Here is a 25,209-nt window from a genome sequence, read left to right as displayed (position 1 = left end):
ACCCGCTTGAACGTGTTGATTTGGGACCTAAATGCTTGTCGCGGTCGGCGATTTCCGCCTTCTGCCGAGTGAAGCTCCACACCGACCGAGCTCAGAGGTCCGTGGGACGCCATGCTCCGGTTGGTCGGGGCCAATATGAACGATGGCCTGTGCTCGAAGCCTAACGGCTTGGCCCGCGATGGAGCGCCTTGCTGCCAGATGACTGTGCGCTGAGCGACGGCGGGTTCTGGCAGAAGCTGCCGTCTTAACGGCGATCGGCGAACGGCGTATGTTGGTCGGAATCGGACTGTCGCGATCTGAGGCAAGCGTGGGATCAAGTGGTAAGGTTGGGCTTACGGCGCACCGCGCTTGGCCAAGAACTGCACCAAGGTCGTAGCGAACTGCACCAGACGGTGACGGATGTGAAAGACGGGAACAGCGGAAGCTAGGCACCGATCCCGCGCGGGCTGACCTGGCGGGCGGAGGCCCGCATGACTCCTACCAAATTGCTCATAGGACAGGTCCTGATCGTGCTCGTCATTGTGCTGTCGGGCGTTTGGTTCGCCACGCAGTGGGCGGCCGCAGAACTGGCGTATCAGCCCGAGTTGGGCAGGCCCTGGTTTGTCGCCTTCGGGCGCCCTTTCTATCGGCCCTGGGCATTGTTCGGCTGGTGGTTTTCGTTCGAGGCCTATGCCCCGACGATCTTCGAAGAGGCGGGCGCGATTGCAGCCACGAGTGGCCTGGTCGGATGCGGGGCGGCAGTCTTCGGGTCCCTCTGGCGTGCCCGTCAGCGGCGCCATGTCACGACGTACGGCTCAGCCCGCTGGGCAAGTTTTCAGGATATTCGCGCCGCCGGACACGTCACGGAGGCCGGCGTGTTCCTCGGCCGCGTGGGTCGGCAGTATCTGCGTCATGACGGCCCCGAGCACGTCATGGCGTTCGCGCCGACCCGGAGCGGTAAGGGCGTGGGCCTCGTCATACCGTCGCTGCTTGGCTGGACCGGTTCGACGGTCGTCCACGACATCAAGGGCGAGAACTGGCAGCTGACCGCAGGCTGGCGCCAGCGTTTTTCGCACTGCTTGCTGTTCAATCCGACAGACGCGCGATCGGCGCGGTACAATCCGCTACTGGAGGTCCGCCGCGGCAAGGACGAGGTGCGTGACGTCCAGAACATTGCCGACGTTCTGGTCGACCCCGAAGGGGCGCTGGAGCGCCGCAACCACTGGGAGAAGACCAGCCATTCGCTGCTGGTCGGCGCGATCCTTCATGTCCTCTATGCCGAGGAGGAGAAGACGCTGGCCCGGGTCGCGTCCTTCCTTTCCGATCCGCAGCGCAAGTTTACCGACACGCTGGACCGGATGATGACCACCAATCATCTCGGAACCCCGGAAGCGCCGGCGGTGCATCCGGTGGTCGCATCGGCGGCACGCGAGGTGCTGAACAAGTCCGAGAATGAGCGGTCCGGCGTGCTGTCGACCGCCATGTCATTTCTCGGACTCTACCGCGATCCGACGGTTGCGGCCGTCACCTCGCGCTGCGACTGGCGCATCGCCGACCTGGTCGAAGCCGAGGCGCCGGTGTCGCTCTACCTAGTGGTGCCGCCCTCGGACATCAGCCGCACCAAGCCGCTGATCCGTCTCGTGCTCAACCAGATCGGCAGGCGCCTCACCGAGCACTTGGAAGCCGAGAAGACCGCCCAGACCGGGGGCCGCCACAAGCTGCTGATGATGCTCGACGAGTTCCCCGCGCTGGGGCGCCTCGACTTCTTCGAGACCACCTGGCGTTTCTCGCCGGCTATGGCGTCCGCGCTTTCCTGATCGCCCAGAGCCTCAACCAGATCGAGAAGGCATACGGTGAGCACAACGCTATCCTCGTGAAGCCCTTCGCGAGCAGCCTTGCTACCAACCTCGTCATCACCACCGATCGGCGCAGCTATCACCTCCAGCTTACGGCCACCGCGCGGACCGCAACGGCTGCCCTGTCCTGGACCTATCCTGCCGACCAGCTGATCGCGCTCCGGCAGAAGGAAGCCCAGGCGGCGGCGGTAGCCCCGATCGCTGCGGGCCTGTCGGTCGATAGCCTGCACTTCAACTACACGGTGAACGGCGACAGCCCGGCCTGGCGGCCGCTGCGCGCCTTCGACGACGGGCGGCAGACCTTCGTCGAGTTCCCGGCGAGCATTGCGGTCGGCGAGGTGCCGCCGCTGTTCGTGATCGGTGCGGCCGGGGATGTCGAGCTGGTCAACTACCGCATGCGCGGCCGTTTCTATGTCGTCGATCGCATCTTCGACCGGGCCGAGCTGCGGCTCGGCACCGGCAAGCAGCAGGTCGTCCGCATCGATCGGGTTACCGAGGTTCCTGCGCCGAAAGGCAAGCGGTCATGAGCGACGATGTCGTCCCGCGCCCCCCGAAGCTCGACCCGGAGTTGGTGACGGCGCAGGTGACGGCGAACGTTTTCGACAGTCCCACCGGGCGCATCCTGCTCATCCCACAAGGCGCGCGGCTCGTCGGAAGCTACGACTCCGTGGCCGCGTACGGGCAAAAGCGTGCGTTGGTCATTTGGCAGCGCATCCTGCTGCCGGACGGCAGCTCGCTCAGGATCGACAACGTGCCGGCGACCGACGCCTCGGGCTATGCCGGCCTGCAGGACAAGGTCGACCTCCATACCTGGACGCTGCTCAAGGGGATCGCGCTGTCGACCCTGCTCGGCGTAGGCTCGGAGCTGACGGTTTCTGGTGACAGCGATCTGGTCCGGGCGATCCGGCAGTCAACGCAGCAGAATGTCGCACGCGCGGGCGACCAGATGACCTCACGTAATCTAAACATCCAGCCGACGCTCACAATTCGCCCCGGCACGAATGTGCTGCTCGTGGTCCACAAGGACCTGATCCTCGCGCCTTGGCGCGGATAGGAGGCCGACATGCCTGATTTGAAACTGGCCAAGCTCCCGGATCGAAAGCCCGTCAAGCTCGCGATCCTCATCACGCCCGACCTGCACCAGCGGCTGCAGGACTATGCTGCGCTATATGCCGACACTTATGGGCAGAAGGAGGCGGTGACGGATCTGATCCCGGCGATGCTGACATCCTTCCTCGAGAGCGATCGCGGGTTCGTGCGGGGGCGGGGAGCCAGCCGGTGACATCCGGGCCGGTGTCCATTCATTTTCCGATTATGACGCACTTGGCTGGTACTGGTCACAAGAGCTGATCGATCTCGCCAAGGCTTCGAACATCAAGGGCCTAGTGGCTACTTCCGCGCGGGCAAAGGGGCCAACCGGGGCCCGGCTATAGCGCATTACAGTGCCACGCGTCTTGACTTTCGCTGGCCCGCTGACAATGTAGCAACATATCGTCAAGCGCCAGGAGGGCGTCATGGGTATCACCAGCCTTACCAGCCGAGAGTTCAATCAGGACGCCGCGCGCGCCAAGAAGGCGGCGCTGCATGGCCCCGTCTTCATCACCGATCGCGGGCGCCCCGCGCATGTCCTGCTCTCGATCGAAGAATATCAACGGCTAATCGGCAAGGGCCAGACCTTGTGGGATATCTTCGCGGACAAGGATGATGGCGGCGACTTCGATTTCGACCCGCCCAAGCTGAACATCGGCTTCCGCCCGGCCGAGTTCGGCGAGGATTGATGTTCCTGTTCGACACCAACGTCGTATCGGCACTCCGAAAGCCGGAACGGGCAGGCCCTGCGTTCGAGGCTTGGACAAAGATGGCCGTCGGTGCTCGCCCGTTCTTGTCAGCCGTGACGATCATGGAAATTGAGATCGGCATCCTTCGGGTGCAACGTCGGGATGGAACACAGGCAGAGTCGCTCCGTCGCTGGATGGACAAGACCGTGATGCCTGGATTTGCAGATCAGATTCTAGATTTCGACGCGGCGGTGGCCCGTCGCTGCGCAGCGCTCCACGTTCCTGATCCCCGCTCGGAACGTGACGCGATGATCGCCGCCACCGCCCTTGTTCACGGCCTCACCGTCGTCACCCGCAACACCGCCGACTTCATTGAAACCGGCGTCCCGCTGCTCAATCCCTGGGAAGACCCCGCCCAATAAGCGTGTGGTGTCGTGTGCCGACACCTACCGGCGCGCGATCGGGCGCGGCGTGACCGAAGGCGTTCAGCCGACCCGCACTCCCGGGAAGGGCAAGATCGTGGCGCCGCTGCGCAGGCTGTCGAGCAGGTTCGACCACCACTGCGCCATCGCTACCCGCTCTTTCCAATGGGTACCGCGATGATAGGCCGCACGAACCTTGTCGGTATCGCCATGCGCCAACGCGCGTTCGATTGCGTCGTAGGACCATTTGCCCGACTCGTTGAGCAGGGTGCTCGCCATGGCCCGGAAGCCATGCGCGGTCATTTCATTGCTGGCATAGCCCAAGCGGCGGAGTGCGGCGTTGAGGGTATTGTCCGACATCGGCCGCGAGCGCGAGCGCATCGACGGGAAGACATAGCCGTTGGATCCGGTGATCGACCGGATCTCCAGCAGAATGTCGATCGACTGGGTCGAGAGCGGAACGTGGTGCGGTTTGCGCATCTTCATCTTCTCAGCCGGGATGGTCCAGACAGCGGCGTCGAAGTCGATCTCGTCCCATCGCGCATGGCGCAGTTCTCCAGGGCGCACGAACACATGCGGTGCCAGTTGCAGCACCCATTTGGTCATGCCCTGGCCTTCATAGTTGTCGATGGCCCTGAGCAGCTTACCGACTTCCTCGGCCTCAGTGACGGCGCCATAGTGCGTGACCGTCGGGGTCATCAGGGCGCCGCGTAAATCCCTCGTCGGGTCGGATTTCAGCCGAGCGGTGGCAACTGCATAGCGGAACACAGCGCCGGCCAGTTGCAAGGCGCGCCGCGCACTTTCCAGCTTGCCGCGCTTCTCGATCTTCCGAATGGCGGCAAGAGCGTCGATCGGCTCGATCTCGTGGATCGGCATTTTGCCGATCGAGTTGTCGAGCAGGCTGAGAAGGTGCTCGCAGCGCGCGGCGGTGGAGGGTGCCCAGGCACGGTCGCCATCGCGCCGTCGTTTCCGACAATATTCGTTCGCGATGCTGGTGAAAGTGTTTTCCGCCAGCGCTCCAGCGCGGAGCTTCTCGCGCTGCTTCTCCAGGCCTGGGTCCTTGCCTTCGACCAAGAGATCACGGGCTTCATCCCGCTTCTTCCGGGCGTCGCGCAGGCTGACCTGGGGATAGGTGCCCAGGCCCAGCTTCTTCTCAACACCGCCCACGCGGTACTTCATCCGCCAGAGCTTGCCGCCCGAGGGTTGGACCAGGACAAACAGGCCCTGCATATCGCAAAGCTTATAGGCCTTCTCGCGCGGCTTGGCCTTACGAATAGCTATATCTGTCAAAGGCATAGTGGAGCCCTTTCCGAGGCGTGGCCCCGTGGAGCCCTTTCCGAGGCGTGGCCCCCACCTTGGGGGCCACGGGCGTTTTTCGGCCCGCTTTTCTCGCAAAGTGGCCCCCACCTTCGGGAGCTTTCCTGAAATCTTGCGCGATCCAGTGAGCCGGATAACGCCAAAAATACCGCAGATTTCCGCGGTTTACAAAGCTCTGTGGGATGTCGTGAGATCGAAAAATGGAGCGGGTGAAGGGAATCGAACCCTCGTCGTAAGCTTGGGAAGCTTCTGCTCTACCATTGAGCTACACCCGCAATCCGCTGGGTTGTGCCTAGCGAAGTGCTTTGCCACCGGCGGCTGATGCCGGCGAGATAGCCGGGGGAGGTGCCGCTGGCAATGGTCTATCGCCATTCAGCTTATCGGGGCAATTCAAGGCCTCCAAATACCTACCAATCGGTTCGCGCCGATTGCATCTCGAGGGCGCGGGCGCCGCTAGAGTTGCCGGTTTGATCGAGGTTTGGCCCGGCTCAGTGCCAAGCCGCTGCCGCCCCAGACTTTAATACGCTAAGAAAGCTTCGGGCATCCTATATACTGAGCATGGAAATGCGGAAAATTTGCACGGGTTGCCGTGACGGCGTCGATTTCGACATCCCGTTCACGATGGCGTTCCAACCGATCGTCGATGCGATGACGGGTGTGCCCTTTGCCTATGAAGCGCTAGTGCGCGGCATCGACGGGTCGAGTGCGGCGGCAGTGTTGGGGCAAGTGACCGATGCAAATCGCTATGCTTTTGACCAGGCCTGCCGCGTCAAGGCAATTGAAACGGTGATGGCCGCCGGGCTGATGGAGACGCCGGCCTGTCTCTCGATCAACTTCCTCCCCAACGCTGTCTACTCTCCGGTAGCCTGCATCCAGCTTACCCTGCAAACGGCGCGCAAGGTCGCCATGCCACTCGACCGGCTGATCTTTGAATTCACCGAAAACGAAGTCATTGCTTCCCCGGATCACGTTTCGAACATCATCGAATCCTACAAGCAGATCGGCTTCAAGGTGGCGATCGACGATTTCGGGGCGGGGCATGCGGGGCTCGGCATGTTCGCACGGTTCGCGCCGGACGAGGTGAAGCTCGACATGGAACTGGTGCGCACCATCGATAGCGACGGTCGCAGGCAAGCCATTGTTCGGGCGATCGTTGGGCTCTGCGCGGAATTGGGTACGCTGCTGATCGCGGAAGGTATCGAGACCGCCGGTGAGGCAGCCATGCTGCGTCGGCTCGGCGTGCGCTATCACCAGGGCTATTGGTATGCACGGCCGGCGATCGGCGTGCTGCCGCCAATCTCTGCGGAAGCATGTGCTGCGCTGTAAGCTGCAGGTGAAGCAACGCTTCGTGCCGTCGCTGCCGAGCCGATTTCAGGGCGTGCGCGCGCTTTTAGAGCTTATCCTTACGTTCTTTTGATAACGTCCGGTCATGTCGGCGTAACAATCTTTCCCCACCCGCGATGCTCTACGGTTCAACGGGGCAGCTGGGGATGGAAATTTGGCCAACGCGAACATGGGGTAATGGTGCTCAGCGTCGTACCGCCGGTCCGCGTGACTTCTTCCACCCGCCGCACCGCGGCCCGGAACGCACGCGGGTGATCGCCGTGTGACAGCGCCGCGCGACGCTCGCGCGACCGCAAGTATCAGCAGATTTCCGGCGCCGTGCACGCCTGTACGGCGGCGAGGTCCTGCGCCTAATTCACAAGTGGGGGAAGAACATGAAGCCTAACGTCAACCGGGTCATTCGAAGCTCGCATCTTCTTGCCGGTGCGGCCGCAATTGCGCTGGGGGCAGTGCCGGCATCGGCGCAGACAGATCCGTCCGCCGACGCTGGCACGGCGGAGCAGGGGGAGGAAATCGTCGTCTCGGGCTATCGTCGGAGCCTGCAGGAAGCGATCGAGTTGAAGCGGGAGAATATCGGCTTTTCCGACTCGATCATCGCGACCGACATTGCTGATTTTCCAGAACAGAACCTGTCCGAAGCGCTGCAACGTGTGCCGGGCGTGACGATCGAGCGCAACAAAGGCCTGGGCACGCGCGTGAACGTGCGCGGACTGCCGAGCGACTTCACCTTCGTGTCGATCAACAAGTTGGCGACCGCATCAGGCTCAGGCGGGCGCGACGTGGAATTCGATACCTTCGCCTCGGAACTGATCCAATCGGTTACCGTGCAGAAATCACCCCGCGCGGCGGACGAAGAAGGCGGCATCGCCGGCTCGGTCGCGATCCGCACCGCGCGGCCCTTCGACACGCCCGGCTTCCGCCTGGTGGGCAGCGCGGAGGGGGCGTACAACTCGATTTCCGAAAAGGTCGATCCAAACTTTTCAGTGCTTGCGAGCAACACGTTCGGCGATTTCGGCGTCCTGCTGTCGGTTGCTCGGCAGAAGCGCAGCAACCGCACCGATTCCAACTCCGGCATCAATTTTCGCCCGATTTCGCGCTGGACCGATCGTGCGGGTACCAATCGCAACCAAGCGACCGCCGTGCTGGCGCGCGATGCGGGCGTGTCCTTCACAGAGGCCGACAAGAACAAGATCGTCTTCCTGGATAAGGTAGGCGACCGCGTGTACTTCAACGATCAAGATCGGCTAGGGTTGGCCGGTGCGGTGCAGTACAAGCCGAGCGGTCGCCTGAGCATCAGTTTCGATGCGTTTGTCGGATCGTACGACACGGTCGAGGACGAATATGACGCTGCCGGCTATTCGGCATCGAGCAATTCGACTTTGGAGAGAATCCACGAAGCCGACAAGACGACGCTTTCGGAATCGGGCATCATTGTGCTCCGCGACGTCTCTTATACCAACACGCAGCATGAATTCCTGAGCAAGGAATACCGCAACAACACCGATTATCGCCAGTTCGGCGGCGAGCTGAATTGGGAAACCGGCCAATGGCGCATCAATGTGCTGGGCGGCTACTCGGGGGCGAAGAAGACCCGCGATTATGCCAACCTGAAACACGTCGCCTATGCACCTTCGCGCACGCGATACACCAGCAATGGCGGCGAGACGATCAAGAGCGACAATCCGCGCTCGATCGACATGTACAACGCGCCCGCTTCCTATCTCTTCGAAGCGTACGAGACGACTCTGGAGGAGATCAAGGACGACAAATATGCCGCCCAGGCAGATATCACCCATCTATTCGATCTCACCGGCTTCCAGGCGCTGAAATCATTCAACTTCGGTGGACGTTACACAAACAAGACCAACGAACGCCAATATGGCGAGGAGAAGATCCAGGGGCCGACGCGCGGCAGCACTGCCTACGTCAACAAGCGCACGCTGGCGGATAGTCCGTTGGAAAACGTCATCGCTATCGCGGGCGGAAAACCTTATCAGGCGCGCAACCTAAGCTGGGCGCAGGTTTCGAACGACTATGCGCGCAGCTTCTTTCGTCCCGCCCGTTTTGTGACGCCGTTCGACAATGGCCAATACTACAAAGTTCGGGAAGAGACTTGGGCAGGCTATGGCATGGTCGATTTCGAGTTCGACATCGCGGCGCCGGTGTTCATTAACCTGGGCGCGCGCTATATCCGCACCACGGTGCATTCAGAAGGCTTTCACCAGGTGCAGCGTCCTGACGGTACGACGGGCTACACCAATGCGCCGATTTCCAGCGAGGGCCGTTACAGCAAGCTCCTGCCGTCGTTCAACGGCCGCGCCGAACTGACCAAGAGCCTCTATCTGCGCGCGGCGGCATCGCAGACGTTGATCCGTCCCGCGCTTACCGATCTTGCCTATAAGCGCACCGCCAGCTTCAACAGCTTCCGCTTTTCTGATGGCAATCCCGGCCTGAGACCGACGTTCGCCGACCAGTGGGAAGTTGGCGTGGAGAAGTATTTGGGCGAGGGCGGCGTCCTGGCCGCGTCGTACTTCTGGAAGAAGATCAAGGGCGTGGTGCAGAACCAGTTGACTGGCGTGGTGCCGAACGTAACCAAATACAACGCGAACGGCACCATCGACGGCGTCTATGACTTTGACGTGTATCAGCCGGTAAATATGAATGGATCCTACGACGTCAGCGGCATCGAGCTCAACGCCGTCGTGCCGTTCGGCATGTTCACGCGATGGTTGAATGGCTTTGGCGTCAACGCCAACTATACCATCCTGGACAGCTCGCTGACCGGCCAGTCGGACCTGAAGATTCCGACGGCGCCAATCGGGCTGGCGGATAACACGTACAACGCTACGCTGTTCTACGATCATGGGCCGCTGTCGGTACGCGTCTCGTACAATCGCAAGGGCGCATATGTGGAGCGGATCGAGCGAAACATGTATCCAGTGTATCGCTCGGCGTATGGTCAGTTCGACGTCGCCGCCAGCTACCAGGTGACGGACAACCTTCGCGTCGAACTGCAGGGCATCAACGTGGGCAATGCGAAGACGCAGGGCTATACGATCGATCCGTCTTTCCCCGCCACCTATGAGCTGTCCGGTAGCCGGATCAGCCTGGGCGCGCGCGTTCAGTTCTGAGTTCGGCCGGCCCTGCTGTCCGCGCGGCGGGGCCGGCTTGTCACGCTTTTCTAAATGCCCGCCCGGCAGCTGCCCGCGCGCGGGGCGCGCCCTTTATGGAGTTTCCAATGATCTCGCGTGTTGCCCTTGCCGTTTGTCTCGTGTTCTGCGCTCAGCCCGTGCGCGCCCAGGAAGCTACGCCCGATCTCGCGCGGGGGTCACGGGGGTCGCTGCACGAACCCGGCGGTGCCCGGCGGCTGCCCGGCGACATGCGACAGACCTATCGCGAGCTGAGCACGGACGCGGAGGTTCGCAAAGTGATCCTGTTGATCGGCGACGGCATGGGGGATTCCGAGATCACCATCGCTCGGAACTATGCCGAAGGTGCGGGCGGCTATTTCAAAGGGATCGACGCGCTACCGTTCACCGGACAGTACACGCATTACTCACTTGATCGCGAAACCGGGAAGCCGAACTATGTCACGGATTCGGCGGCATCTGCGACCGCCTGGGCGTCCGGCGTGAAAAGCTATAACGGCGCGATCGGCGTTGATGTGCGCGGGCGGCCGCAGCCGACGCTGATCGAGCGCGCCAAGGCCGCAGGGCTCGCCACCGGTGATGTTTCCACCGCCGATATTCAGGACGCGACGCCGGGTGCGCAGCTTGCCCATGTCGTCCAGCGCAAATGCTTCGGCCCTGCCGAGACCAGCGCAACGTGCCCGCAAGATGCCCTCGAAAATGGCGGCGCTGGATCAATCACCGAGCAGTTGCTCGAGACGCGTGCCGATGTGGTGCTAGGTGGCGGAGCGGCGAGCTTCGCCGAAACGGCGCGTGCCGGCAAATGGAAGGGCCGAACGCTGCTCGATCAGGCGCAGGCGCGGGGCTTTCACGTGGTTCGCGATGCGGCAAGCCTGGAGGCTGTGGCTCGCGCCGATGACCGACGCCCGTTGATCGGCATCTTCTCCGAAGGGAATATGCCGGTACGCTGGACCGGACCGCGCGCCAGCCATCACGGCAATATCGACAAACCTGCCGTCACCTGCCAGCCTAATCCGGCACGCACGGCAGCCATTCCCACGCTGGCGGCGATGACCCGGAAGGCGATCGATCTTCTGAAGACGCGCCGCAAGGGATTCTTCCTGCAGGTGGAAGGCGCATCGATCGACAAGGAAGATCACGGCGCCAATCCGTGCGGGCAAATTGGCGAGACTGTCGACCTAGACGAGGCGGTGCAGGTCGCGCTGGCCTTCGCCAAGGCGGATGGGCACACGCTGGTGATCGTCACCGCCGATCATGCCCATACCAGCCAGATCGTCGGCAACGGCACGCGTGCGCCAGGCCTTACCGCCGCTCTCAACACGCGCGAGGGCGGGGTAATGACGGTGAACTACGGCACTGCCGAGGAAGGCTCGCAGGGGCATACCGGCACGCAGCTGCGTATTGCCGCCTATGGCCCCGGCGCGGTGAACGTCAGCGGGTTGCTCGACCAAACCGATCTCCACTATATCATCCGGGCTGCGCTGAAGCTGCGTTGACCGCGGCTGGCGGCAATCAGTGCGGCCGGGCCTCTGCCTGCTCGTCGCTGCGCAGCGTGAGCACTTCCACGCCATCACTCGTTACAGCCACGGTGTGTTCGAATTGGGCGGAGAGCTTGCGGTCGTTGGTCACCACCGTCCAGCCATCCGCGAGCGTTGTCACCTTGCGGGTGCCCTGGTTGAGCATCGGTTCGATCGTGAACGTCATGCCTTCACGCAATTTCATGCCGGTGCCGGGGCGGCCGAAATGCAGCACCGAGGGCTCCTCGTGCATCTCGCGGCCAATGCCGTGGCCGCAATAGTCGCGCACCACCGAATAGCCGTGCTGCTTGGCATGGCGTTCGATGGCGAAACCTATGTCGCCCAGCGTCGCGCCGGGGCGGACTTGGGCGATGCCCTTCCACATCGCTTCCTGCGTCACCTTCACCAGCCGCCGGGCTTGGGGCGACACGGTGCCAACCATATAGGTCTTACTTGAATCGGCGATGAAGCCGTTCTTTTCCAACGTGATGTCGAGGTTGATGATGTCGCCGTCCTGTACGATCGTCCGGGCATCGGGCACGCCGTGGCAGACAACATGGTTCATCGAACAGTTGAGTACGAAGCCATAGCCATATTGTCCCTTGCTAGCGGGGCGTGCGTGAAGCTCGTCGGTAATGTAGCGCTCGACCAGCGTGTCGATCTCCAGCGTCGACATGCCGGCGAGCGGGGTGCGGTCGAGCATCTCGAAGACCTGGGCGAGCAGCCGGCCGGCCTCGCGCATCAGCTCGAGTTCCTGCGGGGTCTTGACCATCTCAGGCGGCCTCGAGCGCGGCGGCGCCGACCTGCGCCTCGGCCAGCTGGCGGCGGACGATCTCGTTGAAGGGCAGGGTGGGATTCGCCTCGGCGAGCATGCCGATCTTCATCCAGTATTCGGCCTGGGCGTTGATCGAGCGGCACATCACCGCGCTGGCGCGGCGGGCCTCCTCGTGCAGTTCGTCAGCAATTTTTACAATGCCCATGGGTGCTCCGGTCTGCGTGGGATTACGGAGCGTATATGGTTCGTATATTGAGGAAGGGCAAGGGGCGTGCGCCTCTAAGCCCCTCCCCTTCAGGGGAGGGGTTGGGGTGGGGCTATGTCCCGCAGAGACCAACCAATGTTCTGGAATCCCTCCACCCCCAAGCCCCTCCTCCAAGGAGGAGGGGCTTAAGAAGTGAGAATCAGCGCGTCAGCGCCGCTGCTTCGCGCGCCTTAGCTTCCACTTCTTCCAGCGAGCCGCTGGCGATCCAACTGCCGCCAACGCAGAGCACCGGATCGAAGGCCAGCCACTCGGGCGCGCTGGCCGGGCTGATGCCGCCGGTGGGGCAGAACTTCGCCTGGTAGAAGGGCGCCGCCAGGGCCTTGAGCGCCTTGAGACCGCCCGAGGTCTCGGCCGGGAAGAACTTGAAGTGGCTCAGGCCCAGATCGAGCCCGCGCATGATGTCCCCGGCATTGGCGATGCCCGGCAGATACGGCACGCCGCTCTTCACGATCGCGTCGCCAAGGCGGTCGGTGAGTCCGGGGGAGACGATGAACTCGGCATCCTCCTTCATCACCTGCTCGAACTGGGCAATGTTCACCACCGTGCCCGCGCCTACGATCGCGCCGGGGACCTGCTTCATCTCGCGGATCGCGTCCAGCGCGGCGGGGGTGCGCATGGTCACTTCGAGCACGCGCAGGCCGCCCTTCACCAGCGCCTCGGCAAGCGGACGCGCCTTAGCGGCGTCGTCGATCACCAGCACCGGGATGACGGGTGCGGTGCGCATGATGGCTTCGATCGAAGGACGGGTGTCGCTCACTGTGCATGCTCCTGGGCGAAGGCGGCGGCTGCGCCGTACAGGCCCGGCTGGGGATGGGTGATCAGTTTGACAGGGATCGTCGCCATCAGGGAGCGGAAGCGCCCCTTGGCGACGAATCGCTCGCCGAAGCCCGATTGCAGCAGATGATCCTTCAGGCGCAAGCCCAGACCGCCGGCGATCACCACGGCGGTGGGGCCGTGCGCAAGCGCGAGGTCGCCCGCCACCGCGCCCAGGCTGAGGCAGAAGCGATCGAGCGCGGCGACCGCCAGGCTGTCCTTGCCCTCTAGTGCCAGCGTCCAGATCGCTTTGTCGTCGAGACGGGGAACAGGCACGCCCTCCAGATCGGCCAGCGTCTCGTAGATCGAGACGATCGCCGGGCCGGCGACGATCCGCTCCTTGGAGACCCGCTGATAGGTGCGGCGCAGGCGCTTTACGAAAGCGTCCTCGATCGCATCGAGCGGGGCGAAGTCGCTATGGCCGCCTTCGGTGGCGATGATGTCGTAGCCGCCGCGATGGCGGAAGACCTGCGCGACGCCCAGCCCGGTGCCTGGACCGCATACGGTGATTGAGCCCTTCTCCGGCAGTGGCGTCTCCGGGCCGCAGAGATGCAGGAACGCTTCATCTTCAAGTTGCGCGACGGCATGGCCGATCGCGGCGAAATCGTTGACGATCGTCCAGACGTCAGCACCAAGGCGATCCGGGATCAGCGGCGGGCGGATGATCCAGGGATTGTTGGTGAGCTTGATCAGATCGTTGTTGATAGGCGAGGCAACCGCGATCGCCGCCGCCTTGGGCACCGGCCGACCCAGTCGCTCGCCGAACGCGCGCCAGGCGAGCTGCAGGCTGGGGTGCTCGGCCACTTTTTGTGTGATCGGCTCGCTCATCGAAACGACGCGGCCTTCCGCGACCTCTGCTACCGCAAAGCGCGCGTGCGTGCCCCCAATGTCGACCGCGACGACTTCCATCCGATTTCGATCCTCTCTCTGCTACCCCTGTCAACGTTGCCAGTAGGCGCGGCCCTTCTTCCCGTCTGCCGCGCGGATGTAAAGTCCGAGGGCCGCATCAGGCGCGATTTACATCCGTTACAAACTTACAGACCGGCTTCGTGCAGCATCGCCGACGCGCCCTTTTCGGCCTCGTCGCAATGGTGGCGGAGCATGGCGAAAAGCTCGCGCCCGGTGCCGATGGCCGGCGGCGGGGCGACTGCGTGTTCGCGCGCGTCCCACTCGTTGGCCGGCACCAGCGCTTCGAGCGTCCCTGCCTCGGCGTCGAGGCGGATGATGTCGCCATCGCGCACCTTGCCGATCGGGCCGCCGCCCAGCGCCTCAGGCGACAGATGAATCGCCGCTGGCACCTTGCCGCTGGCTCCCGACATGCGGCCATCGGTGACCAGCGCGACCTTGAAGCCGCGGTTCTGCAGCACGCCCAATTGGGGGGTGAGCTTGTGCAGTTCCGGCATGCCGTTGGCGCGCGGGCCCTGGAAGCGGACCACAACGACCACGTCGCGCTCCAGCTCGCCCGCCTTGAAGGCGGCAAGCACTTCGGACTGGTCCGAGAAGACACGGGCCGGCGCCTCGATGATCCAGCGCTCGCGCTCGACCGCCGAGACCTTGATGCAGGCGCGGCCGATATTGCCCTTGAGGATGCGGAAGCCGCCTTCGGGGGAGAAGGCCGTCTCTACCGTGCGGACGATATTTTCGTCGTTGCTCTTCTCGCCATGCTCGGTCCAGACCAGCGCGTCGCCCTCGATATCGGGCTTGCGGCCATAGGCGGCCATGCCCTCCTTGGCGATGGTCAGCGCGTCGCCGTGCATCAACCCGGCGCGGAGCAGTTCCTTGATGACGAAGGAGGGGCCGCCGGCATCCTCGAACTGGTTCACGTCGGCCGATCCGTTCGGATAAACACGGGTCATCAGCGGCACGACTCGCGACAAACGATCGAAATCGTCCCAGTCGATCACGATGCCGGCGGCGCGTGCGAAGGCAGGGACGTGGATAAGGTGATTGGTAGAGCCGCCCGTCGCGAGCAGGACGATCGCGGCGTTCACGATTGCCTTTTCATCAACGACATGGCCGATCGGGCGATAGTCGTTGCCGTTCCAGCCGATTTCAGCGAGGCGGTGGACGGCAGCGCGGGTCAGTTCCTGGCGCAGCTTAGTCTGGGGGTTAGCGAAGGCGGCGCCAGGGACGTGGAGGCCCATCGCTTCCATCATCATCTGGTTCGAGTTCGCGGTGCCGTAGAAGGTGCAGGTACCCTTGCCGTGATAGGCGGCAATTTCGGCTTCCAGCAACTCCTCGCGGGTTGCCTTACCCTCGGCGAAGCGCTCGCGGACGGCGGCCTTCTCTTTGTTCGGCAGGCCCGAGCGCATCGGGCCGCCGGGGATCAGCACCATCGGCAGATGACCGAAGCGCAGCGCGCCCATCAGCAGGCCCGGCACGATCTTGTCGCAAATGCCGAGCAGCGCAGCGCCTTCAAAGACGCGGTGGCTGAGCGATACTGCCGTCGCCATCGCGATGGTGTCGCGGCTGAACAGGGACAGTTCCATGCCCTGATAGCCCTGGGTGACGCCGTCGCACATCGCAGGCACGCCCCCTGCGACCTGCGCGGTGGCACCGGCTTCCAGCGCCCAGATCTTCATCTGTTCGGGGTAGCGATAATAGGGCGCATGGGCCGAAAGCATGTCATTATAGGCGGTGACGATGCCGATGTTCATCCGAGCGCCGGTCTTCAGCTCCTCGCGTTGTTCTTCCGTGCCGGCATAGGCATGGGCGAGGTTGGCGCAGCCCAGCTTGGGCCGGTCATTGCCCGATTCGCGCTCGCGCTGGATCAGCGCGAGATAGGCTGCGCGGCCAGTCTTGGACCTTTCGATCACGCGCTCGGTGACGGCGGCAATTTCAGCATGGAGGGTGGTCATTTAGACGCTCCAGTGGATGTCGACGGGCAGTTCGGTTTCGGCGAGCACGCGTCCGATCGGCAACGTCGAGCCCGCACCTTCAGAAATCGCTCGCTCCAGCACGTCGCGCTTTTCCTGGCCGGTGATCGCGATCATCAACGCACGTGCAGAGACGATCGCGGCGAGCGACAGCGATACGCGGGCGACGGGTGCTTCGGGCGGCAGCGGATCGGGCATCACGCCCAACGCGCGGCGTTCCTTGGGGCCGGTGAGCGCTTCCGTGAGATCCGGGCCGGGGAAGATCGAGGCGGTGTGGCCATCGGCGCCCATGCCGAGCAAGCACAGGTCTAGCGGCCAGTGGAAGTCCTGCAGGCGCGCGTCCGCCGCCCGGCCGGCAGCCTTGTAGTCGTCGGCCTTTTCGCTCACCACCGGGATCACCCGAGCGCCGAGTGGCAGGAACACCTTGGCGAGACCAGTGACGTTCGACATCGGATCGCCCATCGGCACGATGCGATCGTCGGTGGGGATGATTGTCACACGCTTCCAGTCGAGCTTGGCCTTACTCAGCTTGGCGTAGATGGGGGCGGGAGTGCGGCCACCGGCGAGCGCGATGACTGCCGCGCCGCGCGCGTCAATCGCGCTTTCGATGATGAACTGAATGTCGCCGGCAAGGGCTTCGCCCATCTCGGCGGAGTCGTCATAGTCCCACCATTCGATTTCGGTCGTCATGTCAGCTCCTTGATTTTTGGTGGGACCGCGTCAACGGCTCGGTTGCCGCGCGGGTCCGATGTAAGATGGATGTTCCGCCATTGCTCCCTCCCGCTCGCGGGAGAGGCTTGGGGCGGAAATCGACGGTTCGCATGCCGAACCGTCGAAGATGCCTTCTCCATGTCGATCCCTCGACCGAGCCCTCCCAAGAGCGGGAGGGGCGCGAAGGTGGAAAAGACGCTCGCCCTGCTCATTCGTGCCAGTGTACCCCATCGCGCTCGGTGAGCGCGATCGAAAGAGACGGACCCCAGCTGCCGGAGGCATAGGGCTTCGGTTTCAGATCGTTCGCATCCCAGCCGGCGCGGATCGCGTCCACCCACTCCCACTGCGCTTCCACTTCGTCGCGGCGGACGAACAGCGTGGGATCGCCTTCGATCAGATCGAGCAGCAGGCGTTCATAGGCGATGCGGCGGCGGGTTCCGGCGAACTCGGCGTCGAGGCTGAGGTTCAGCGGCACTTCGCGCAGGCGATAGCCTTCGCGATCAAGGCCGGGCTGCTTGGCCATCACCAGCAGTTGGACATATTCCTCTGGCTGGAGGCGAATCACCAGTGCGTTTGGCTGGAGCATGCCGCCGCGCTCGGCGAAAATCGAGTGCGGCACCGGCTTGAATTGGATGACGATTTCGGAGCGGCGCTCGGCCAGCCGCTTGCCGGTGCGAAGATAGAAGGGCACGCCCTGCCAGCGCCAGTTGTCGACATGCGCCTTGATCGCGACGAAGGTCTCGGTGCGCGACTCCTTACCGAGATCGGTGGCATAGTCGCGGACGATCTGCCCCTTTACAGCGCCTCCGCCATACTGGCCGACCACGGTAAGGTTGGGTGCATCTGCCGCCGCGATCTTGCGGAGCGAACGCAGGACCTTGACCTTCTCGTCGCGAATCGAAGTGCCGTCGAAGCGGGCAGGGGGTTCCATCGCGATTAGGGCGACTAGCTGGAGGATATGATTCTGTACCATGTCGCGCAGCGCGCCGGTATCGTCATAGAAGCCAGCACGCCCTTCGAGACCGACCGTCTCCGATACGGTAATCTGCACGCTGTCGATGCCGCGGGCGTTCCACACCGGCTCGAACAGCGAATTGCCGAAGCGCAGCGCGAGGATGTTCTGGACGGTTTCCTTGCCCAGATAATGGTCAATGCGGAAGGTGCGCTCCTCCGGGAAGGCTTCCGCGACGATGTCGTTTATCTCGCGGCTGGAGGCGAGGTCGCGACCCAGCGGCTTTTCGAGGCTGATGCGGACGTTCTCGCCCGCAAGCCCTGCCGATTCGAGTCCCTTGATAGTGGGGCCAAATAGCCAAGGCGCGGTCGACAGGAAGATCGCGAGGCCGCCGGAGATGTCGCCGATCTTCTCCTTGAGTGCGGCATAGCCTTCGATGGTCGAGGCATCGAGCGTCTGGTAGAACAGTCGCTGAAGGAAGCCCTGGACAGCGCTGTCGTCTTTCCGGTCCGCCGGAAGGAATTGATCCAACGCCTTGGCAGCAAAGGCGCGATAGCCCTCGTCGTCGTGATCGGAGCGCGCGGTGCCGGTGATGGTAAGATCGGGGGGCAGCAGCCCGTCGGCGTGCAGCGCGTAAAGCGAGGGGAGCAGCATCCGCTGGGCGAGATCGCCGGTGGCGCCGAACAGAAGCAATTTGCCTACGGGCTGCTGCATCATTTCCCTCATGATTGGTTCGCCCCGCGAGACACCAATGCGGCCGAAAGATCAAGTCGAAGGGGTGAATAGCAAGCCGGCGGAGGCGAAATCCTCCTCGATCCGGTAGGACCGTCTCGCTAAAGGACTAGGCCGGCAGTAGATTCGAGGCCAGCCATGATGTTCAGGTTCTGCACCGCGGCGCCGGCCGCCCCCTTGCCGAGATTGTCGAGCGTCGCGATCAGCCGCGCTTGGCGGGTCTCGTCATTGCCGAACACGCGAATCGAGAGCCGATCGGTGCCGGCATTTTCCTCGATCGCGATCGTTGGCACATCGGTCGCGAGCACCTGCACGACCGGCGAATCGCGATAGGAATCGCGCAGCACGTTCTCGAGCGCTTCGACGGAGGGCTTGCGCGTGAATGCGAACAGAGGGAGCGGCACTTCCACGACCATGCCGCGATAAGTGCGTGCAACCGACGGCATGAATATCGGCGGGTGCACGATCCGGGCGTGCTTCTGCATTTCCGGAACGTGCTTATGCGCGAGTGCCAGACCGTAGGGACGGAACGCTGTGCCGGTGTGACCCGGGCCGGTTTCTTCGAACTCCGATATCATCGAGCGGCCGCCGCCCGAATAGCCGGAGACCGCGTTCACGCTCAGCGGGAAATCGTGTGGGATCAACCCAGCGCGTATCAACGGGCGGACAAGCGCCAGAAAACCGGTAGGGTAGCAGCCGGGATTGCTTACCCGCGGCGCTTCGGCGATCGCGGCCGCCTGACCCGGTTCCAGCTCGGCGAAGCCGTAAACCCACTCGGGCGCCGTGCGAAATGCGGTAGAGGCGTCGATGACCCGCGTGCGATCGTTGCGAATCATCGCTACTGCTTCGCGTGCGGCATCGTCGGGTAAGCATAGGATCACGAAGTCCGCGGCATTCAGCGCCTCTTCACGCTTCGCGGGGTTCTTGCGTTCCTGATCGTCGAGCAGAAGCACCTGGATTTCGGGCCTGCCGGCAAGCCGTTCGCGGATCTCGAGCCCGGTGGTGCCAGCAGCCCCATCGATGAAAACCTGCACGATCATTCGGTTTCCCCTAACGCCGAAGCATCGATATAGCCGACCAGCGCGGGCCCAGGCGCAACGCCCCACGCCTTGCCGCCGGCGAACTCCAGCACTTCGAAGACATCGCCTTTCCGAAGCAGGTGCAGTGGCGGTTCGGTGCGGCTGGGCGTGTCGTACAGGGGCGTTTCGCCCTGCACGACACGCGGCAGCGGCGCTGCGTAATGGGGTGCGAACACCCGTCCGGCGAGGCGGATGTCGGCAAGGTCGGGCCGAACCGCGTCGATGCGCGGGTCCATCGTTGCCGACCGCCCGTCGAGAGCTACCCGTTTACGCGTCGGCGCGCTGTGGGACTGGCTCGCTGAGGTGGTTGCCAGCGAGGAAATGCCCGAACTCTGCAAGAAACTCTGCCCCTTCCGCGGTGCGCGCTACGAAGATGTTGCGCTTGTCGGTGTCGTCACGTTGGCGGCGCAGATAGCCGAGCGTGCCCAGCCGATTCAAGGCGCGGGTGACGACCGGCTTGGACACGTTCAGCGCCCGCGCCAATCCGCGCACCGTATGGGGGCCGGGATCGAGATACACAAGCATCAGTAACGCCATTTGTCGATTGGTGAGGTCGGGCTCTCCCGAACGCACATAGTCAATCAGCGTATTCTTCCATGACCCCAGGGTCTGTTCGGACATAGCGTTCACAGCATCACTCGTTCGTTTCAGGCCCGGCACGGCATCGAACCGTTCAAACAAACGCGCATTTTGCGACTAGGTTTCAGTGCGTGTGCGAAATGTTGCGTGAAAACGTAGGCGAAAATGCAGGCAGTGCATGGAGTTGCGCGCCCACAGCGGAGAGGGCGGGGGAACAGGCAGTTGATTGCGTGGACATGCTCGCCTATGTCGCCGACTTCAAAATACGGGCTCCGACACATTCATGTTCACCTTCCTCCTCGTCGTTCAGTTCATCATCGCCGCCCTGCTGGTGACGGTGATCCTTCTGCAGAAGTCCGAGGGGGGCGGCCTTACCACGGGCGGTAGCCCTGCCGGGCTCATGTCGGCGCGTGGTGCGGCCGATTTCCTTACCCGATCCACTGCTATTCTAGCCACCGCGTTCATCGCGATGAGCATCCTGCTCGCGTTCCTGGCAGCGACCCGGCACTCGACGACGATCGATCCGACGCTGCAGCGCCAAGCCGCCCCGGCAGCAGTGGCACCGGCAACCGACCCGGTTCCGGCGCAAGAGCCCGTCGGCAACGGCCAGGTTCCGTTCAGCCAGTAAACTTCGTTTTCTGCCGCTTCGGTGGCAGATCCATCATAAAATTTGCGCAGCCGGCGGATTCTTACGCTTGCCGGTCTGCGCCCTTTGACGTTAGGCGTTTTCTCCCATGGCGCGGTACATTTTCATCACCGGCGGCGTGGTCTCCTCGCTCGGCAAGGGTCTCATGGCAGCGAGCCTCGCGGCGCTGCTCCAGGCCCGTGGCTATCGAGTCCGCATCCGCAAGTTCGATCCCTATCTCAATGTCGATCCCGGCACGATGTCGCCGCACCAGCATGGTGAGGTGTACGTCACCGACGACGGCGCGGAGACCGACCTCGACCTCGGCCATTACGAGCGCTTCACCGGCGTGACCGCGCGCCAGGCGGACAACGTCACCTCGGGCCGGATCTACAAGACGATCATCGAGCGCGAGCGCCGCGGCGACTATCTGGGCGCCACCGTGCAGGTGGTCCCGCACGTGACCGACGCGATCAAGGCGTTCGCCCAGGCCGAGACCGAGGATCTCGATTTCGTGCTGTGCGAGATCGGCGGCACGGTGGGCGACATCGAATCGCTGCCGTTCATCGAGGCGATTCGCCAGCTCCGCAACGATCTCGGCCGCGGCCAGACCGTCAGCATCCACGTGACGCTGGTGCCGTACATTGCCGCCGCCGGCGAGCTGAAGACCAAACCGACCCAGCACAGCGTGCGAGAACTGGCGGCGCTGGGCGTACAGCCCGACGTGCTGGTGTGCCGTGCCGAGCGGCCGCTGCCGGCCGGCGAGCGCGCGAAGATAGCGCAGTTCTGCAACGTGCCGGCATCCGCCGTCATTCCCGCGCTGGACGCCAAGAGCATCTATGCCGTGCCCCTGCAATATCATGGCGAAGGTCTCGACGTCGAAGTGCTCAAGGCGTTCGGCATCGAGCCGGGTCCCTCGCCGGACCTTGCCCGCTGGAGCGGCATCGTCGAGCGGCTGGAGAATCCAGAAGGCGAAGTGACGATCGGCGTCGTTGGCAAATATATGGGCGTGCCGGATGCCTATAAGTCGCTGACCGAAGCTCTCGTGCATGGCGGCATCGCCAACCAAGTGAAGGTGAACATCCGCTGGCTCGATGCCGAACTGTTCGAGCAGGAGCAGGCCGAGGTCGCGGCGATGCTGGAGCCGATGCACGGCATTCTCGTGCCCGGCGGCTTCGGCGAGCGCGGCAGCGAAGGGAAGATCGCCGGTGTGCGCTTTGCGCGTGAGCGTGGTGTACCGTTCTTCGGAATTTGCCTGGGCATGCAGATGGCCTGTATCGAAGGCGTGCGTGCCGAGGGGGTCGCCAATGCCTCGACCACCGAATTTGGCCCGACAGAGCAGCCGGTGGTTGGCATGATCACCGAATGGATGACCGCCGACGGATTGCAGAAGCGCGAAGCGGGCGGCGACCTGGGCGGGACGATGCGGCTCGGAGCCTATCCGGCGAAGTTGGGCGGTAACAGCGTCGTTGCATCGATCTACGGCACCGATGCGATCAGCGAACGTCACCGCCATCGTTATGAGGTTAACACGGCCTACAAGCCGGTGCTGGAGCAGGGCGGCCTTGTTTTCTCCGGCATGTCGCCGGACGGCACCTTACCGGAGATAGTGGAGCGGCCGGACCATCCTTGGTTCGTCGGGGTGCAGTTCCATCCGGAGCTCAAGTCGAAGCCGTTCGATCCGCACCCGCTGTTCGCCAGCTTCATCGAAGCGGCGGTGAAACACTCGCGGCTCGTCTGAGGCGTGCTGCGGCGAGGATTGGTTACCGGGTTGGCGCTGTTGGCGATTGCAGCCGCGCCGGCGTCCCAGCGGCAGGCAGCGCCTGGTCAGGTGCGGGTGCGGCTGGTGACGAGTGCTGGCAACATCATCGTCGCGCTGGATGCGCGGCACGCGCCGAAGACAGTCGCCAATTTCCTCGCTTATGTCGATGATGGGCGGTTGGAGGGCACGACCTTTTACCGCACCGCTCGGCGCAAGGCCGATCCCACGCAGGGCTTCATCCAGGGTGGGATCGGTACCGATGCGCGCCGAATGCTGGAGCCGCTGCCGCTCGAGCCGACCAGCCGGACAGGGCTGCGCCACCTGAGCGGGAGCATCTCGATGGCGCACGGGCCCAATCCTGACTCCGCGAACGGCAACTTCTCGATCATGGTCGGCGATAATCCGGGCCTCGACGCGCGCGGCGCCAACCGGGGATTTGCGGCATTCGGGCGTGTCATAGGCGGCATGGACGTGGTCCGGCGCATTCTCGCGCTGCCGAGCGGTGGCGGTCGCGACGTGATGAAGGGCCAGATGATCCTGAAACCGGTAACGATCGTGCGGGCCGAGCGACTGGATGGCGTTGCCAAACCTACCGGCCGAGTGAAGCCGTGGCTGCTGGGGCTGAAGCCAGCAAACTGAGGTAAAGGGGCGCAAGCAGAGCTTCCACCCGCAATCTAACTGAAAATGAAGGTTAAAGCCGGTCGCAACCGCCGGGGCGCTCGATTTATTGCTATAACGTTTCCAATCGTTGCGACGGGCGGCATCATGCTGCCCGCGCTCCGTGCGGGGAGACAAAGACGCAATGTTGGCCAGGTACACGATCCGTGCGAAGCTCATGTTCTGTCTGGCGTTGTTCGCTGCGGCCTTTCTCTGCACGATCGCGACGCTGAACCTCAGCGTGCGCTCGAACACGGCCAAGTTCGAGACTCTTTTGGCTGATCGGGTGCTGCCGCTCCGCCAATTGAAGGTGGTTGCCGATGCCTATGCGGTGAGCATCGTCGATGCGTCGCATAAGGCGCGGAATGGTAATTTCACCATGGCTGAGGCCGAACGTCGGGTCCACGAAGGCCGCGCCCGCGCCGCCGAAAACTGGAAGGCCTATCGCGCAACGTCGATCAAGGGCCACGAAGCGGAACTCGCCGACCAGACCGAAGCGCAGATTCGGAAGGCCGAAGCCGAGGTCGATGCGCTGGAGCAAATCCTCAACCGCAAGGACCGTGCTGCGCTGGACGCGTTCGTGGTCCGCCGGCTGTACGCAGCGATCGATCCTGTTTCCGATGCGATGTCCGCGCTGGTGAGCGAGCAGATCCGGATCGCGGGCGAGGTGACGGGCGATGCCGGTACGTTCAACCGCCATGGTGGCCTGGATCGCGATCGCGATTGGTATCGTTGTGGCCGGCGTGTGGTTTTTCGCGCTTCAGATTGCGCGCAAGAGCATCATCCAGCCGATCGGTACGCTGGCGGACGCGATGGAAGCGCTGGCCGCTACACATGACGCGAGCATCCCTTACACGACTCAGCTGGACGAGATCGGCCGCATGGCGCGGGCCTGTGAGGTGTTCCGTCGCGCCGCAGTCGACCAGGCGCGCGCTGAGGAGGAGAATGCCGCTGACCAGGCACAAATCACCGGAGCGTTGCGCGCCGCTATCTCGGCGATCTCGGCCGGTGATCTCACCCGCGACATACGCGATCCGTTTCCAAGGGACTATGAGGCGGTCCGCCAAGATTTTAACGCCGCCTTGAGTAGCTTGCGCGGTCTGATCGGATCGGTGCTGGAAAGCGCGGCGGCGATCAACAGCGGCTCCGGACAGATCGCGCAAGCCTCGGAGGATCTCGCTCGGCGAACCGAGGCGAATGCCGCGAGCCTGGAACAGACAGCTGCTGCGATTGCACAGATAGACCAGCGGCTGAAGGTATCGGCCCGGGCAGCTTCGGAAACCGTCGCGCGCGCCGATGGAGCGACCGCAACGGTGGGCAGCGGACGCGAAACCACCGATGCGGCGGTGCAGTCGATGACGCGCGTCGCTGAAAGCGCCAAGGGCATCGACAGCGTGATTGAGGGGCTCGACAAGATTGCGTTCCAGACTCGCGTGCTGGCGATGAATGCCGCAGTGGAAGCCGGCCGTGCGGGCGAGGCAGGCCGGGGCTTTGCCGTGGTCGCGGATCTGGTGTCGGCACTGGCGATGCGGGCGGAAGAGGAAGCGGGGTGCGCCCGCGACCAGCTTACCGCCACCCAGACCGAAATCGTCACTGCCGTGGACATGGTGCAGAAGGTGGATGGCGCGCTTGCCGGGATAGCCGAGGACGTGGCCGGCGTTCACGCCCTTCTGTCCAACTTGGCGACCGACAACCAGGCGCAGTCGACTGCCATCACGGAGATCTCGTCCGCGGTAGGCACGATGGACCAGTCTACAGAGCAAAATGCAGCTATGGTGGAGCAGACCTCCGCGGCAGCACGCAACCTTTCCGGCGAAGTGCAGTCGCTGATCGAACAGGCGCGTCGCTTCGATGTTGGCACGGTTTGGCGGCAGCGCTCGACAACCATGGTTGCGTCCTCTTCCGCGCGGGCCGGCTACGCCTCGGCAGTCATGCCGCTATTCGCCGAGCCGGCACTGGCGGATAACGCGGACTGGGCATCGTTCTGATGGCGTACGCGGCACATAGAAAGGGCGCCCGGA

General features: G+C 63.6%; 23 protein-coding genes, 1 tRNA gene and 2 pseudogenes. 14 read left to right on the top strand and 12 right to left on the bottom strand.

What is annotated here, in order from left to right:
- Window positions 1-470: 470 nt before the first annotated feature.
- The 6 genes and pseudogenes from traG to B215_RS0110305 form a co-directional block, all read left to right on the top strand.
- Window positions 471-1,852, top strand: a pseudogene (gene traG / locus B215_RS0110330) (IncP-type conjugal transfer protein TraG); the annotation flags it as partial.
- Window positions 1,853-2,362: a TrbG/VirB9 family P-type conjugative transfer protein gene (locus tag B215_RS21825; RefSeq protein ID WP_019369573.1), complete on the top strand. Its 510-nt coding sequence runs from the start codon at window positions 1,853-1,855 to the stop codon at window positions 2,360-2,362. It abuts the pseudogene before it with no gap.
- A 35-nt stretch (window positions 2,363-2,397) separates the two neighbouring features.
- Window positions 2,398-2,889 (top strand): annotated as a pseudogene (locus B215_RS19965) (TrbI/VirB10 family protein); the annotation flags it as partial.
- Between the two features lie 9 nt (window positions 2,890-2,898).
- Entirely contained in the window at window positions 2,899-3,117 is a 219-nt protein-coding gene (locus B215_RS0110315) for a DUF2274 domain-containing protein (RefSeq protein WP_019369571.1), read from the top strand.
- Window positions 3,118-3,349: 232 nt separating this feature from the next.
- Entirely contained in the window at window positions 3,350-3,613 is a 264-nt protein-coding gene (locus B215_RS0110310) for a type II toxin-antitoxin system Phd/YefM family antitoxin (RefSeq protein ID WP_019369570.1), read from the top strand.
- A complete protein-coding gene (locus tag B215_RS0110305; RefSeq protein WP_019369569.1) occupies window positions 3,613-4,035 on the top strand; it encodes a type II toxin-antitoxin system VapC family toxin in 423 nt (140 codons plus the stop codon). The genes B215_RS0110310 and B215_RS0110305 overlap by 1 nt, the downstream gene beginning before the upstream one ends.
- Window positions 4,036-4,098: 63 nt before the next feature.
- Here the strand turns inward: B215_RS0110305 and B215_RS0110300 are convergent, their stop codons facing one another.
- Window positions 4,099-5,331, bottom strand: coding sequence for a tyrosine-type recombinase/integrase (locus tag B215_RS0110300; protein WP_019369568.1), 1,233 nt, complete (start codon window positions 5,329-5,331; stop codon window positions 4,099-4,101).
- A gap of 222 nt (window positions 5,332-5,553) precedes the next feature.
- A tRNA-Gly gene (locus B215_RS0110295) sits at window positions 5,554-5,627 on the bottom strand.
- A gap of 289 nt (window positions 5,628-5,916) precedes the next feature.
- Here B215_RS0110295 and B215_RS0110290 point away from each other — a divergent pair.
- From B215_RS0110290 to phoA, 3 genes are all read left to right on the top strand, one after another.
- Entirely contained in the window at window positions 5,917-6,678 is a 762-nt protein-coding gene (locus B215_RS0110290) for an EAL domain-containing protein (protein ID WP_050990166.1), read from the top strand.
- 392 nt (window positions 6,679-7,070) lie between these two features.
- The gene (locus tag B215_RS0110285; protein WP_019369566.1) at window positions 7,071-9,827 is read left to right on the top strand and encodes a TonB-dependent receptor; all 2,757 of its coding nucleotides are present in this window, start codon (window positions 7,071-7,073) and stop codon (window positions 9,825-9,827) included.
- Window positions 9,828-9,934: 107 nt separating this feature from the next.
- Entirely contained in the window at window positions 9,935-11,341 is a 1,407-nt protein-coding gene (phoA, locus tag B215_RS0110280) for an alkaline phosphatase (RefSeq protein ID WP_019369565.1), read from the top strand.
- A 16-nt stretch (window positions 11,342-11,357) separates the two neighbouring features.
- Here phoA and map read toward each other — a convergent pair whose 3' ends face one another.
- From map to B215_RS0110230, 10 genes are all read right to left on the bottom strand, one after another.
- The gene (gene map / locus B215_RS0110275) at window positions 11,358-12,134 is read right to left on the bottom strand and encodes a type I methionyl aminopeptidase (protein ID WP_019369564.1); all 777 of its coding nucleotides are present in this window, start codon (window positions 12,132-12,134) and stop codon (window positions 11,358-11,360) included.
- Between the two features lies 1 nt (window position 12,135).
- Entirely contained in the window at window positions 12,136-12,342 is a 207-nt protein-coding gene (locus B215_RS0110270) for a ParD-like family protein (RefSeq protein WP_019369563.1), read from the bottom strand.
- A gap of 199 nt (window positions 12,343-12,541) precedes the next feature.
- Window positions 12,542-13,126 (bottom strand): bifunctional 4-hydroxy-2-oxoglutarate aldolase/2-dehydro-3-deoxy-phosphogluconate aldolase, encoded by a 585-nt coding sequence (gene eda / locus B215_RS0110265; protein ID WP_037513562.1) that lies wholly within the window; start codon window positions 13,124-13,126, stop codon window positions 12,542-12,544.
- A gap of 29 nt (window positions 13,127-13,155) precedes the next feature.
- Window positions 13,156-14,124 (bottom strand): glucokinase, encoded by a 969-nt coding sequence (locus B215_RS0110260; protein WP_019369561.1) that lies wholly within the window; start codon window positions 14,122-14,124, stop codon window positions 13,156-13,158.
- A gap of 125 nt (window positions 14,125-14,249) precedes the next feature.
- Complete coding sequence (edd, locus tag B215_RS0110255) at window positions 14,250-16,073, bottom strand: phosphogluconate dehydratase (protein ID WP_019369560.1); 1,824 nt, start codon at window positions 16,071-16,073, stop codon at window positions 14,250-14,252.
- Window positions 16,074-16,781: a 6-phosphogluconolactonase gene (gene pgl / locus B215_RS0110250; protein WP_019369559.1), complete on the bottom strand. Its 708-nt coding sequence runs from the start codon at window positions 16,779-16,781 to the stop codon at window positions 16,074-16,076.
- 229 nt (window positions 16,782-17,010) lie between these two features.
- Window positions 17,011-18,471, bottom strand: a complete 1,461-nt coding sequence (gene zwf, locus B215_RS0110245; RefSeq protein ID WP_019369558.1) for a glucose-6-phosphate dehydrogenase — start codon at window positions 18,469-18,471, stop codon at window positions 17,011-17,013.
- A 116-nt stretch (window positions 18,472-18,587) separates the two neighbouring features.
- Complete coding sequence (argC, locus tag B215_RS0110240) at window positions 18,588-19,526, bottom strand: N-acetyl-gamma-glutamyl-phosphate reductase (RefSeq protein ID WP_019369557.1); 939 nt, start codon at window positions 19,524-19,526, stop codon at window positions 18,588-18,590.
- Window positions 19,523-19,801, bottom strand: a complete 279-nt coding sequence (locus B215_RS19960) for a hypothetical protein (RefSeq protein WP_019369556.1) — start codon at window positions 19,799-19,801, stop codon at window positions 19,523-19,525. The genes argC and B215_RS19960 overlap by 4 nt, the downstream gene beginning before the upstream one ends.
- Window positions 19,802-19,832: 31 nt before the next feature.
- Window positions 19,833-20,186, bottom strand: coding sequence for a MarR family transcriptional regulator (locus B215_RS0110230; protein WP_050990158.1), 354 nt, complete (start codon window positions 20,184-20,186; stop codon window positions 19,833-19,835).
- A 241-nt stretch (window positions 20,187-20,427) separates the two neighbouring features.
- On the opposite strand from B215_RS0110230, the gene secG reads away from it, so the two are divergent.
- The 5 genes from secG (at window position 20,428) to B215_RS19955 (ending at window position 25,176) form a co-directional block, all read left to right on the top strand.
- A complete protein-coding gene (secG, locus tag B215_RS0110225; RefSeq protein ID WP_019369554.1) occupies window positions 20,428-20,772 on the top strand; it encodes a preprotein translocase subunit SecG in 345 nt (114 codons plus the stop codon).
- Window positions 20,773-20,878: 106 nt separating this feature from the next.
- Window positions 20,879-22,510 (top strand): CTP synthase, encoded by a 1,632-nt coding sequence (locus B215_RS0110220; protein WP_019369553.1) that lies wholly within the window; start codon window positions 20,879-20,881, stop codon window positions 22,508-22,510.
- A 30-nt stretch (window positions 22,511-22,540) separates the two neighbouring features.
- Window positions 22,541-23,170, top strand: a complete 630-nt coding sequence (locus B215_RS0110215; RefSeq protein WP_019369552.1) for a peptidylprolyl isomerase — start codon at window positions 22,541-22,543, stop codon at window positions 23,168-23,170.
- Window positions 23,171-23,333: 163 nt separating this feature from the next.
- Window positions 23,334-24,026 (top strand): Tar ligand binding domain-containing protein, encoded by a 693-nt coding sequence (locus tag B215_RS21820; protein WP_058805491.1) that lies wholly within the window; start codon window positions 23,334-23,336, stop codon window positions 24,024-24,026.
- On the top strand, window positions 23,923-25,176 hold the full coding sequence (locus B215_RS19955) for a methyl-accepting chemotaxis protein (protein WP_019369551.1): 1,254 nt from the start codon (window positions 23,923-23,925) through the stop codon (window positions 25,174-25,176). Before B215_RS21820 ends, B215_RS19955 begins: the two co-directional genes overlap by 104 nt.
- Window positions 25,177-25,209 lie beyond the last annotated feature (33 nt).

Origin of the sequence: Sphingomonas sp. ATCC 31555 (genome assembly GCF_000282895.1) — a bacterium.
Taxonomy (GTDB): domain Bacteria; phylum Pseudomonadota; class Alphaproteobacteria; order Sphingomonadales; family Sphingomonadaceae; genus Sphingomonas.
This window is presented reverse-complemented; position numbering and strand designations above follow the sequence as displayed.